The sequence below is a fragment of the Pseudomonas sp. NS1(2017) genome, assembly GCF_002269425.1.
GTDB lineage: Bacteria > Pseudomonadota > Gammaproteobacteria > Pseudomonadales > Pseudomonadaceae > Aquipseudomonas > Aquipseudomonas reactans.
Genome location: NZ_CP022960.1, coordinates 4,485,625 through 4,498,396 on the forward strand (window position 1 = coordinate 4,485,625; position 12,772 = coordinate 4,498,396).

Sequence of the window (12,772 nt, forward strand, 5' to 3'; positions counted from 1 at the left end):
CCGAGTGTTGGGGCAAGAGCCCTTTTGGTTACTTTTGGGGCTCTTTTCCAAAAGTGACCCGCCGTAAGGGCGGAACCCATATCAGCCATCATCCAAATAACGGATATGTACTCAAAACTAGCCTCACAACCCCTGACTCCCCCGAATCAAATCATAAGCCTTCCTGGCAATCGGATTCGCCGTATTCGGCCGAATCCAAAGGTAATACGTCACCTCCGGCAAGCGCGGCAACCCATCCGTCTCCCCCAACACCCGCATATCCGGCCCCAGCATCTCCATACTCCTCGGCGTCACCCCCAACCCCGCCCGAGTCGCCGCCTTGATCCCGATCAAATTCGAAGCCAGATACGCCTGGCGCCAAGGAATATTCGCCCGCTCCAACGCCTCCAACGCATAACGCCGATAAATGCTCGGCTCATCCACCAGAATCAGCGGCAACGGCTCACTCGGCTGGTGAATGTACTGGGCCGAACAAATCCACCACACCGGCGACGTGCGCAACGCAAACCCCTCCAGGTTTGGATCAGACCGCGTAGAAATCACCATATCCACCTTGCCCCGATGCAAGTCATCCATCAAAAACGGACTGCGCCCCACATCAATCTCCAACCGCAAACGCGGCGCCGAGCGGGCGATGTGACTGAGGATCGGCGGCAATATCGTGTCAGCAATATCGTGCGGTGAGCCAATGCGCAACACACCACTCAAGCTGCTCTCACGCAGCGAATTCAACGCATCGTCATTCAGTGACAGCATCTGCCGCGCATGGCGCAGCAACTGCAAGCCCGGCTCGGTCAGTTGCTTTTGCCGGCCACGCTTCTCGAACAGACTGACCCCCACTTGCTGCTCCAGGCGTTGCATGTGCTGGGTCACGGACGATTGGGTGCGCGCCAGGTGCATGCCGGCGCCGGCGAAGCTGTGGTGGTCGACCACGGCAATAAAGGTACGCAGCAGTTCAAGATCAAGGGTCGACATGGCCGGCTCCAGAGGCGGTTTTTATATCAAGGGTGTGAAGCTAAACATTACAGATATTTATGTATGGGTGAAGCGTATTTTTAGAGGGCCCAGTAAATCATGGCTTATGTCGTAATCGGAGGTCGTTCAGATACGGCAAGTTATAACGATATGAGATATTTGCATTTCCGTTGCCCCCACACTCTCCCTAGCATGCCCCTCCATCAGGTCGGGGTACGCCGATCACTTGCCAGGGGGAAGTCCAATGAAGTTGAACAAATGGTTGCCGGTGGCCCTCGGGTCGATCATCGCGTTGGGCAGCAGTGTGGCGGCGCAGGCCGATGCGACCCTGGACAAGATCGAGCAGCGTCATGTGCTGGTGGTCGGCGTGCTGCTGTCTGGCGGGCCGTTCGGCAGCATTGACCCGACCACGCAAAAGCCCAAGGGCTTGAACGTCGACCTGGCCAACGAACTGGGGCGTCAACTCAAGGCTGAGGTGCAATTGGTGCCGGTGCTGCCGGCCAACCGTGTGCAGTTCCTGCAACAGGGCAAGGTCGACTTGCTGATCGCCAATATGGAATGGACCGCCGAGCGCGGTGAGATCCTCGGTTTTGTGCCGACCCCGTTCTACCGTATTGGCGGCGCGGCGGCGGTGCTCAAGGACAGCAAGATTGCCCGCTGGGAAGACCTCAAGGATCAGCCCGTGTGCACTTCGCAGGGCAGCAGCTACGTGAAGCCGCTGACTGAGTTCGGCGCGCAGCTCAAGGCATTCAAGAGCTCTTCCGAATCCTTGTTGGCCCTGCGTGGCAACAACTGCGTGGCGGCGGTGCATGACTCGACGCTGATCAATCCGTTGATCAATGACAGCCCCGAGTGGAAGGACTACCGCGTCATCACCCCGGAACTCAACCCGGCGCCTTCGGTGATCTGGACCCGTCGCGGCGAAAGCGATACCCAAGCCAAGCTCGATCCGATCGTCAAGGAGCTGCACCGCAGCGGCTGGCTGATCGACGCCCAGACCCGCAACCGCATCAGCCCGGCTTCGCCGGCGTTGGTGGAATTGCAGCAACAGTTCAAGGGCGCCTGATATGCACTTCAAGACCTTCACCGCACTCGGCCTGGCCCTGTGCGCCGGCTTCGCCCAGGCCGATGCCACCCTCGACAAGATCCAGCAACGCCACGCCATCAGCGTCGGGGTGATTCTCAGCGGGCCGCCGTTCGGCACCCTGGACCCCAAGACCGGTGAGCACCTGGGCTACAACGTCGAACTGGCCAAGGGCATCGGCGAGGCGCTGGGCGTCGAGACCAAGACCGTGTCGGTACTGGCGCCCAACCGCGTTCAGTTCCTGCAGCAGGGCAAGGTCGACATCCTGATCGCCAATATGCAGTTCACCGAAGAGCGTGCCGAGATCCTCGATTATGTGCCCACGCCGTATGAGGAAGTGGGCGGCGCGGCGTTGATACGCAAGGGCGCCGGCATCAAGCAGTGGGCCGACCTCAAGGACAAGCCGGTGTGCGTGTCCCAGGGCAGCAACTTCATCAAACCGCTGCAAGAGAACTACGGCGCGCAGATCAAGGCGTTCCGCAGCCAGTCCGAGTCGCTGTTGTCACTGCGCGGCAATGGGTGTGTGGCGGCGGTGCACGTCAGCCCGACCATGCATGCCTTGCTCAGTGATGCCGAATGGGAGGGCTATGAAATCCCATTGCCGGGCGATTTGATTCCGTCCAACTCGGTGATCTGGATCCGCAAGGGCGAACACGACACCCAGGCCAAGCTCGATGCCATCGTGAAGGGCTGGCATAAAAGTGGTTTCCTGATCGCCCTCGGCGAGCGTACCGGCATGGCGCCGTCCCAGGCTCTGCGTGATTTGCATGAGCAATACAGCCATGAGTGATGCGTTGTTCGCCACCTTGCAACAGTTGCTCGGCGCGGCCCATGTGCAAACCAGCGAGCAAGCGGCGCACTATCTCACTGACAAACAGGGCCGCTACACGGGCCATGTGATCGCGGCGGTGCATCCGGCCAACACCGAGGAAGTCGCGGCGGTGGTGCGAGCCTGCGTGGCGCTGAAGGCACCGATCGTGGTGCAGGGCGGCAACACGGGCCTGATGGCCGGCGCAACCCCGGATGCCAGCGGACGTTCGGTGCTGCTGTTGCTGGATCGCATGAACCGCGTGCGCTCGGTCGACACCGACAACGACACCCTGACCGTCGAAGCCGGCTGCATCCTGCAAAATGTCCAGGACGCGGCCCGCGCAGCCGATCGCCTGTTCCCCTTGAGCCTCGGCGCCGAGGGCAGTTGCACCCTTGGCGGCAACCTCGGCACCAATGCCGGCGGCACTGGCGTGCTGCGTTATGGCAATGCCCGCGAGCTGACCCTGGGCCTGGAAGTGGTGACCGCCGAAGGCGAGATCTGGCATGGCCTGCGCGGGTTGCGCAAGGACAACACCGGCTATGACCTGCGCGACCTGTATATCGGCAGCGAAGGCACCCTCGGCATCATCACTGCCGCCACCTTAAAGCTGTTCCCGCTGCCCAAGGCCCAGGCGACGGCGTTGTTGGCGTTTGATGAGCTGGCGCAAGCCGTCGCTTTTCTGTCCCATGCCCGTGCGGGTTTTGGTGCGAACCTGACGGCGTTCGAATTACTCACTGCTGATTGCCTGGCGCTGTTGCGCGATCAGTTCCCGGAGGGCCCGCAACCGTTCAAGACCGCGAGCCAACCCTGGTTCGCCCTGATCGAACTCTCCGACAATCACGGCGAAAGCCATGCGCGCGAAGCCTTCGAAGCGGTGCTTGGCGGGGCCTTCGACCAGCAGTTGATCAGCGACGCCCTGATCGCCGAAAGCCTGGCGCAAAGCGAAGCCCTGTGGTTGCTTCGCGAAAACATGAGCGAGGCGCAGAAGCGTGCCGGGCGCAACATGAAGCACGATATCTCGGTGCCGATTTCCCAGGTGGTGGCCTTCGTGGCCCACACCGATGCGTTGTTGCAGCAGCATTTTCCCGGCGTGCGCAACTTCACTTTCGGCCACCTCGGTGACGGCAACCTGCATTACAACGTCGCCCACCCGCTGGATTCGACGGTGGACGCGCACATGGCGCACTACGCCGAACTCAGCGCCCTGGTGCACGACAGTGCCCACGCCCACGGCGGTTCGATCAGTGCCGAGCACGGCATCGGCCAACGCAAGGTCGGCCTGCTCAGCCGCTATAAAAGCCCGGTGGAGCTGGACCTGATGCGCCGTATCAAGCTGGCGCTGGATCCGCACAATCTGCTCAACCCCGGCAAAGTCCTTGAGGTACAGCCATGACCCTACGCCTGTCCCAACGCGTGCAGCGGGTGTCGCTATCTGCCAACGCCGCCGCCAAATCCCGCGCCACTGAGTTGCGCGAGGCGGGGCGCGATATCCTCGATCTCACCACCGGCGAGCCGGATTTCGATACCCCCGAACACATCAAGCAGGCGGCCTATGCCGCGATCGCGGGCGGTGCCACCAAATACACGCCGACGCCTGGGGTAAAAGCCCTGCGCTTGGCCGTGCAACGCAAGCTGGCGAATGAAAACCGCCTGGACTATCCGCTGTCATCCATCGTAATCGCCAACGGCGCCAAGCAGATCATCTTCAACGCATTTGCCGCCACCTTGGATGACGGTGATGAAGTGCTGGTGCCGACGCCCTACTGGCCGTCGTTCCCCGACAGCGTGCGCTTCAATGGCGGCGAGCCGGTGTTCATCGAATGTGGGCTGGAGCAGGGCTGCAAACTGCTGCCGGCTCAGCTGGAACAGCACCTCACCGAGCGTACGCGCTGGCTGATCCTTAATGGCCCTGGCAACCCGAGCGGCGCGGTGTACAGCGAAACCGAACTGCGCGAGTTGGCCGAAGTGCTGCGTCGTCATCCCCAGGTGCTGGTCCTGCTGGATGAACTCTATGAACACATCCGCTTCGACGGTCGCCCGGCGCAGAGTCTGCTGAACGTTGCTCCGGATTTGCTCGACCGTTGCCTGCTGGTAGGCGGCGTGTCCAAGACTTACGCGATGACTGGCTGGCGCATCGGCTTTGGTGCCGGGCCGAAAATCCTGACTGACGCCATCGCGGTGGTGCAATCCCAATCCACCTCTGGCGCGTCCTCTGTGGGCCAGGCCGCCGCGTTGGCGGCTTACAATGGCGGGCTGGATTTTCTTGCGGAGCACGTCGCGGCTTATCAATTGCGCCGTGACATCCTGGTGGAAACGCTTAAAACCGTAAATGGTCTTGAAGTCCTCGAACCCCAGGGCGGTTTCTTCGTCTTCGTGCGTTGCGCCGGGCTGCTGGGCCGCGCTCGCCCGGACGGCCAGCGCATCAACAACGACGATGACCTGGTGGCCTGGCTATTGGAAGAGGGCGTAGCCGGTGTGGCCGGCAGTGCCTATGGCCTGTCGCCGTGGTTCCGCCTGTCCATCGCCACCGCGACCGACAGTGTTGCCGAGGCTGGGCGGCGCATCGCAAGCGCCTGCGGAAAGTTGCAATGATGGAGCTTTTTGTCCATTGGGCTGCGGGTATTGGCCTCAACTACAACTTCCTGTTGGATGCCTACCAGCGCGGTACGTTGGTCCAGGGCGCGCTGACCACCGGCCTGCTGTGCCTGTTCACCATCATCGGCAGCCTGTTGGCGGGTATCACGCTTGCGGCGATGTTGACCTCGGGCAACCCATGGCTGGCCAAACCAGCGCGGGTATTTGTCGAAGTCACCCGCAACACGCCGACCCTGGTACAGCTGTATTGCGCATTCCTGGTGCTGAACATGCTGCTGACCCAGGCGGTCGGCGCGGCCAACCCGCTGACGCCGTTTGCCTGGGTGGTGATCGTGATCTCCCTGCACAAAGGTGCGTTTCATGCCGAGGCCTTGCGCGCCGGTATCGAAGCAGTGCCGGCGGTGACCCTGGAAGCTGCCAGTTCCCTGGCTTTCAGCAGCCGCCAGTTGCTGTGGAATGTGCAGTTGCCCCTGGCGCTACGTTTTGCCTTGCCGTCGCTGATCAACAACCTGATCGACCTGGTGAAGATGACCGCCGTGGCCTCCGCGATTGCGGTGGGAGACATCACCTACGCGGCCATCATGATCTGGACCCAGAGCGATAACGTGTTGGAACTGATGATCCTGATCCTGAGCTTTTTCGGCCTGCTGAGTTTTATCGTCAATTGTGTGGGGCGCTGGCTGGAAGCGCGCCTGAGGATGCCCGGCTATGGCCATTGATTCATTCCCGGTGCTGTCGGCGTTGCTGCAATGGTCGCCGGCACTGGTGGCCGGTTTCGGCCAGAACATTCTGATCAGCGTGGTGGCGATTGCCCTGGGCTCGGTGCTGGGCTTATTGATCGGTGCGTTGGCCTTGTCGCCTCTGGGCTTTGTCGCGCGGCTGTGGGTGCAGGTGTTTCGCAATGCGCCGTGGCTGGTGTTGATCTATTTCACCACCTATGTGTTCCCGTTTGAGATCCACATCGGCAGCAGCTACGTGTCGTTTCCCGATTGGGTCAAGGTCACCATCGGCCTGGCGTTGCCGGCCAGCGCCAACGTGGCGGAGATCTTCCGTGGCGCCATCGGTTCGATCCCCAGCACCCAATGGGAAGCCGCGCGTTCCCTGGCGTTTACCCGTGGCCAGTTGTTCCGTTCGATCATCCTGCCGCAGTGCTTCAAGCGCATGTTGCCGCCGTGGATGAACCTGTACGCGGTGGTCACCATGGGCACCGCGCTGGCCTCGCTGGTGGGCGTGCACGACGTGATCGACACCGCGCAGATCGCCAGCAACACCGTGAACATGACTGGCTTTACCGTGCTGATCTACTTGAGCCTGCTGGTGCTGTTCTTTGCCTATTGCTACCCGATTTCCCGTCTCACCCAACACCTGGAGCGCCGTTATGCCTTCTACTGAACCCTTGGTGAGCCTGCGGGATGTGCACCTGTCGTTCGGCGCCAACCCGGTGCTCAAGGGCATCGACCTGGACGTGTTGCGCGGCCAGGCGGTGTCGATCATCGGCCCGTCGGGTTCGGGCAAGTCGACGATCCTGCGCTGCATCACCGGTTTACTGCAGCCCCAGCGCGGCAGCATCCGCGTGGGCCAGACCCAGGTCGATAGCCTGGCCCAGGAAGCCCAGCGCATCGAGTTGCGCAAACGCGTCGGGTTTGTGTTCCAGCAGTACAACCTGTTCCCGCACTTGTCGGTGCTGGAAAACCTGGTAATCGCCCCGCGCAAGGTGCTCGGCCGCAACCGTGCCGACGCCGAGAAAGACGCTCGCGCCTTGCTGGCCAAGGTGCGCATGGAGCACAAGGCCGATGCCTATCCCGGCCAACTGTCCGGTGGCCAGCAGCAACGCGTGGCGATTGCTCGCGCGTTGGCGATGCGTCCGGAGCTGATCCTGTTTGACGAAGTGACGTCGGCACTGGACCCGGAGACCGTCGGCGAAGTGCTGACGGTGATTCGCGAACTCACCGAGGAGGGCATGACCTGCGTGCTGGTCACCCACGAAATGCGCTTCGCCGAAGAGATCAGCGACGTGGTGTATTTCACCGAAAACGGCGTGATTGTCGAGCATGGCAGCGCGCAGCAGATCTTCCAGAAACCGGCCAGCGAACGCACCCAGACGTTCCTGCGCCATGCCTTGGGCGACACGGGGCGCCGTGGCCCCATCGCCCACGACCCGTACCTGTTGACCAATTTGAGCCGTTACAGCCTGTCTGTCTGATAAGAGGAAATTCGTGATGAGTATCGAAAACCGTGCCGACGTGATCGAAGCGTTTTTGCAGCAGATCCGCGTCATCAATCAGCGTGGCGTCGACCGCGCGGCCTTGGATGAAATCGTTGGGCTGCTGGAAAACCTCGCCCAGCGCCGCGACCTGTTCAACTTTGATGAATTCCCCGCGCCCGTGCCGGGGCAGGGCAGCACGGCGTTCCGCTATCGCCTGAATGACGACGGTGATACGCCGACGCTCTACCTGAATTCGCTGTTGCCGGGCAAAAGCACGATCCCGCATAACCACGAGACCTGGGCGATCATCAGTGCCATCGAAGGCCAGGAGATCAACTACGTCTACGCGCGCAGCGATGAAGGTCGCGAGCCGGGGTTCACCACCCTGACGCTGGAGAAAGAAGTGATCGTGCAGCCGGGCACCTCGATTTCGTTCCTGGGTGAAGACCTGCATGGCATCAAGGTCGAGGGCGCGCAGGCGACGTTGCATTTCCACCTGTATGGCTTGCCGCTGGAATCCCTCAACGGCCGGTATGGCGTGGAAGCGGACGGTCGCATCCTCAACTACAACGCCTCGCAGATGGCGCCGTCGATCAAGGCCTACGCATGATCGACCTTTATTACTGGCCCACGGGCAATGGCTTGAAGGTCGGCATCTTGCTGGAAGAGCTTGGGCTGGATTACCGCCTGGTGCCAGTGAACATCCGCGAAGGCCAGCAGAAACAGGCGGACTTCCAGCGCATCAGTGCCAACGGGCGCATCCCGGCGATTGTCGACTATCGCCCGGAGGTGCCGATGAGCCTGTTCGAATCCGGCGCAATACTCAATTACCTGGCCGACAACGCCGGTCGGTTCTTGCCACCCGCGGGCACTGCCGAGCGGCAAAAGGTCCAGGAATGGTTGTTCTGGCAGGTGGGGCATATCACCCCGTATCTGAGCCAGTTGCAGCTGTTCAAGGAGAAGGCTCCGGAGCCGATTGCGTTTGCCCTTGACCTGCTCAACGCCGAAGCCACGCGCTTGTATCGGGTGCTGGAACAACGCCTGGCCGAGGTGCCCTATGTGGCGGGCGAATACTCGGTGGCGGACATGGCGATCTTCCCGTGGATTCAACCGCAACGGCAGGGCCAGGACTTGGCGGACTACCCGAATATCCAGGCCTGGCGCGAGCGCATCAAGGCGCGCCCAGCGGTGCAGCGTGCCTATGCCAAGGGGCGCGAAGTGGCTGCGGGCGAACGTTCGTTGGCGTTGCAGTAACTCTTTTCTTCAATTGTTGGGACTTCCATGAGCCAGACCATCACCCCCAGTCAACTGCAGCAATGGCTGTTCGACGGGCAGGAAATCTCCCTGTTCGACGTGCGCGAACACGGCCAATACGGTGAAGCCCACCTGTTTCACGGGGTGAACCTGCCCTATAGCCGCCTGGAGCTGGAAGTACGCCGCCTGGCGCCCAATCCGCAGGTGCGCCTGGTGATTTACGATCAGGCCGGCGGTGACGTTGCAGCGCGCACCGCAGCGCGTTTGGAGGGGCTGGGTTATGGCCGTGTGCATGTCTTGGAAGGGGGCGCCGAGGGTTGGCAGGCCGCCGGCTTGCAGCTGTTTGCCGGGGTGCACGTGCCATCCAAGGCGTTTGGCGAGTTGGTCGAAGAGGCCAGCCACATCCCGCATGTGACTGCTCGGCAATTGGCGGACTGGCAAGCGCGCGGCGAGCCGTTGGTGGTGCTGGACGGGCGGCCGTTCGATGAGTACCGCAAGATGACCATTCCCGGTTCCATCTGCTGCCCCAACGGTGAACTGGGCTACCGCGTGCATGACCTGGTGCCGGATGACAGTACGCCCATCGTGGTCAACTGCGCCGGGCGCACCCGCAGCATCATCGGCGCACAGACCTTGATCAACCTGGGCCTGAAGAACCCGATCTATGCCTTGGAAAACGGCACCCAGGGCTGGTACCTGGAAGATTTCCAACTGGAACACGGCAGCACCCGGCGTTATGCGGATGAGGTCAGTAGCGACCTTGCCCAGCAGCGCCAGGCCGCGCAGCGACTGGCCGAACGGGCAGGGGTGGTGACGGTGTCGGCGGATCAGGTGCGCCAGTGGGTCGATGACGCCCAGCGCAGTCTGTTTCTGTGCGACGTGCGCACGGCTGAAGAGTTCGCCCTCGGTACATTGCCGGGTGCGCAGCATACGCCGGGTGGGCAGTTGATCCAGTCCACCGACCTGTATATCGGCGTGCGCCAGGCGCGCATTGTGCTGGTTGACAGCGATGGCGTGCGTGCACCGATTGTTGCCAGTTGGCTGCGCCAGTTGGGGCATGAGGCGTATGTATTGAACGGTGGGGTCGACAGCGGCCTGGTGTTGCCGGTGTTGCAACCGGTGGCCTATGAGCCGCTGTCGTTGATCAATGCCCAGGCGCTAGCCCTTGAATTGAACGATGTGAACCTGATCGACTTGCGCCCGAGCATGGCGTTTCGCAAAGGTCATATTGCAGGTTCGCGCTGGTCGATTCGCCCGCTGCTCAAAACCGACCATCGCCCGTTGGTGCTGGTAGCAGATGATCCTGCGTTGGCGGCCTTTGCTGCCGAAGGCCTGTCGGCACAATTGCTTGACGGCGGTTTTACCGCCTGGGCCGCCGCTGGCCTGCCGGTGACTGAAGACGCGCAAAACCCGCCCGACGCGCAGTGCATCGATTTCCTGTTCTTCACCCACGACCGTCACAGCGGCAACAAGGATGCCGCGCGCCAGTACCTGGCCTGGGAAATCGGGCTGCTGGCGCAGATGAGCGCGGCGGAAATTGCCAGTCTCAAGCCGCTGGCCCCGCCGTCGCGCGTGCGCACTCGGCTGATCCATGCGGCCCGCACCGAAAAAGGCCATGGCGGCCGTGCAGTCAACGTGCCGATTACGCGCATCAGCACCGTGCTGTTCGACAACCTGGCGCAGATGCGTGACGCCCGCGCCCGCCGTGACAGCGAGCGGGTGCTGACCTACGGCGCACGCGGCAACCCGACTTCCCACGCCCTGGAAGACCTGGTCACCGAGCTGGAGGGAGGTTATCGCACGCGCCTCTACGGCACCGGCCTTGCCGCAGCGGCCCAGGTGTTCCTGGCCTACCTGCGGCCTGGCGATCACGTGCTGATCACTGACGCGGTGTATTCGCCGGTACGCAAATTAGCCCGTGAATTCCTGCAAGCGTTTGGTGTTGAGGTCAGCTATTTCTCGCCGGATGGTCAGGGCCTGGAAGCCCAGTTGCAAGCCAATACCAAACTGGTCTATGCCGAACTCCCGGGTTCGTTGCTCTACGAACTGTGCGACCTGCCCGCGATTGCCGCGTTGTGCAAACCGCGCAATATCCTGCTGGCCGTGGACAACACCTGGGGCTCGGGCTACCTGTATCGCCCGCTGGCGTTGGGCGCGGATATTTCCATCATGGCCCTTACCAAATACCTCGGCGGCCATAGCGACGTGATGATGGGCAGTGTGTGCACCACCCAGGCCGCGTGGCCGGCGCTGGGCCGGATGAGCGATACCTTCGGCAATGCCGTGAGTGCCGACGATGCCTACCTGATCCTGCGCGGTGCACGCACCCTGGCCTCGCGCCTGGATGTGCATGAGCGACAGGCATTGGACATCGCCCTGTGGTTGCAGGCCCAGCCCCAGGTCAAGCGCGTGTTCCATCCGGCGTTGCCCGAACATCCGGGGCATGCGCTGTGGCGTCGGGACTTCACCGGCAGCAATGGCTTGCTCTCATTTGAATTGAACAGCACTGACCCGGCCTACCTCGAACGCTTTATCGACGGCCTGCAACTGTTCGGATTGGGCGCTTCATGGGGCGGCTATGAAAGCCTGGTCACCGTGGCCGATACCCAGGACCGCGACAGCGCGGCGGACCGAGGGCTGAACCCGGTGGTGCGCCTGCATATCGGACTGGAAGATGTGGCGGCGCTGATCGAGGACCTGCAGCGCGGGTTCGCGCTGGCAGGTTGAGGCAGAAAAGCGCTCCCACCTTGCGTGGGAGCGCTTGGCCGGTCAGTGCTTGACCGGCGTTGGCAAGGTCACCAGGTTGACGTAGCCATCCCAGAATTTCTTCTGGTTCACGCCGAACACCACCTTGGCTTTCTGCGTGCCCACAGGGGCGCCTTTCTGGTAGCCGAGCGCACGGCCGTAGTCGGCGCCAAAGGTGGCATCCACATCCACCCACAGATCCCGGGACTCGGTGACGATGTCCGGGTTGACCAGGTACAGCGCCGGCAAGCTGTCCCAGGTAAAGCTGTGGTAGCTCGGGTCCTTGTCGAACAACGGACCGAACTCGTGCTTGTACAGGTCGGCAATCGCGCCTTTCTGGGCAATCACGCGCTGGTACACCGATTTGTCGAAGGTGACTTTCTCGCACACATCGTTCGGGAAAATCACGTGTTCGATCGGCGAGCGCAACACGATCTTCGCGGCCTCCGGGTCAAACCACCAGTTGAATTCCGCCGCCGGCGTGGTGTTGCCCGGAATCTCCAGGGCACCGCCCATGTACACGATGCGCTTGATCAGCGGCACGATATCCGGCGCCGAACGAATCGCCAGGGCGAGGTTGGTCAGCGGCCCGACCGCCAGAATCGTTACCTGATGCGGGTTGGCGCGCACGCTGTCGACGATGAATTGCGCGGCGGTTTCCTTGCGCAATTGGGTGTGTGTCGCCAGGCCATCGGGTGGCGCGATCAACTGCGTGGGCGAAGTCGGGCGGGGGTTCTTGAATGCCCCCGGCCAGCCAGAGCCGAACAGCGCCTTTTCCGCCTCATAGGTCGCGTAGTCATGCAGCAACGGGTAGGCGGCGCCGGAGTAGACGCCGACCTCTTTCTCCACGCCCATGCGTTCCACGGCCTTGAGCGCATCGACCTGCTCCTGGTCGACCCAAGCGTTGCCGCTGACCAGGGTCATGCCCAGCAGTTCGATGCGTTTTTGCGCATGGAGCTGGGCGAGCATGATGAAGGCCTGGCCGTCATCGTTGAGCACGTTGAAATCGGTGTCGAAAATGACTTTCTCCGCTGCCTGGGCGGTGCCGGCACACAGGCCGACGGCGACCAGCAGCGCGCAGCTTTTCAGGAAACCTTGCATG

Annotated in this window: 12 protein-coding genes; 10 read left to right on the forward strand and 2 right to left on the reverse strand. The window is 62.1% G+C overall.

What is annotated here, in order from left to right:
• Positions 1-123 precede the first annotated feature (123 nt).
• Positions 124-975, reverse strand: coding sequence for a LysR substrate-binding domain-containing protein (locus CI807_RS21040; RefSeq protein ID WP_068933497.1), 852 nt, complete (start codon positions 973-975; stop codon positions 124-126).
• A gap of 244 nt (positions 976-1,219) precedes the next feature.
• On the opposite strand from CI807_RS21040, the gene CI807_RS21045 reads away from it, so the two are divergent.
• From CI807_RS21045 to metC, 10 genes are read left to right on the forward strand one after another with little or no spacing between them, the layout of a single operon-like run.
• Positions 1,220-2,041 carry a transporter substrate-binding domain-containing protein gene (locus CI807_RS21045; protein WP_016977964.1) on the forward strand — a complete coding sequence of 274 codons (822 nt, stop codon included), beginning with the start codon at positions 1,220-1,222 and terminating at the stop codon, positions 2,039-2,041.
• Between the two features lies 1 nt (position 2,042).
• Complete coding sequence (locus CI807_RS21050) at positions 2,043-2,849, forward strand: transporter substrate-binding domain-containing protein (protein ID WP_095016048.1); 807 nt, start codon at positions 2,043-2,045, stop codon at positions 2,847-2,849.
• A complete protein-coding gene (locus CI807_RS21055; protein WP_095016049.1) occupies positions 2,842-4,263 on the forward strand; it encodes an FAD-binding oxidoreductase in 1,422 nt (473 codons plus the stop codon). Before CI807_RS21050 ends, CI807_RS21055 begins: the two co-directional genes overlap by 8 nt.
• On the forward strand, positions 4,260-5,462 hold the full coding sequence (locus CI807_RS21060) for an aminotransferase class I/II-fold pyridoxal phosphate-dependent enzyme (protein ID WP_095016050.1): 1,203 nt from the start codon (positions 4,260-4,262) through the stop codon (positions 5,460-5,462). Before CI807_RS21055 ends, CI807_RS21060 begins: the two co-directional genes overlap by 4 nt.
• Entirely contained in the window at positions 5,459-6,184 is a 726-nt protein-coding gene (locus CI807_RS21065; RefSeq protein WP_068933488.1) for an amino acid ABC transporter permease, read from the forward strand. Before CI807_RS21060 ends, CI807_RS21065 begins: the two co-directional genes overlap by 4 nt.
• Positions 6,174-6,857, forward strand: a complete 684-nt coding sequence (locus CI807_RS21070; protein WP_038851189.1) for an amino acid ABC transporter permease — start codon at positions 6,174-6,176, stop codon at positions 6,855-6,857. The genes CI807_RS21065 and CI807_RS21070 overlap by 11 nt, the downstream gene beginning before the upstream one ends.
• The gene (locus tag CI807_RS21075; RefSeq protein ID WP_095016051.1) at positions 6,844-7,668 is read left to right on the forward strand and encodes an amino acid ABC transporter ATP-binding protein; all 825 of its coding nucleotides are present in this window, start codon (positions 6,844-6,846) and stop codon (positions 7,666-7,668) included. Before CI807_RS21070 ends, CI807_RS21075 begins: the two co-directional genes overlap by 14 nt.
• Positions 7,669-7,684: 16 nt before the next feature.
• Complete coding sequence (locus CI807_RS21080) at positions 7,685-8,281, forward strand: cysteine dioxygenase (protein WP_095016052.1); 597 nt, start codon at positions 7,685-7,687, stop codon at positions 8,279-8,281.
• Positions 8,278-8,925, forward strand: a complete 648-nt coding sequence (locus tag CI807_RS21085) for a glutathione S-transferase family protein (protein ID WP_095016053.1) — start codon at positions 8,278-8,280, stop codon at positions 8,923-8,925. The genes CI807_RS21080 and CI807_RS21085 overlap by 4 nt, the downstream gene beginning before the upstream one ends.
• Positions 8,926-8,952: 27 nt before the next feature.
• Complete coding sequence (gene metC, locus CI807_RS21090) at positions 8,953-11,652, forward strand: cystathionine beta-lyase (RefSeq protein WP_095016054.1); 2,700 nt, start codon at positions 8,953-8,955, stop codon at positions 11,650-11,652.
• A gap of 42 nt (positions 11,653-11,694) precedes the next feature.
• Here the strand turns inward: metC and CI807_RS21095 are convergent, their stop codons facing one another.
• Positions 11,695-12,771, reverse strand: coding sequence for a nucleoside hydrolase (locus CI807_RS21095; RefSeq protein WP_095016055.1), 1,077 nt, complete (start codon positions 12,769-12,771; stop codon positions 11,695-11,697).
• Position 12,772 lies beyond the last annotated feature (1 nt).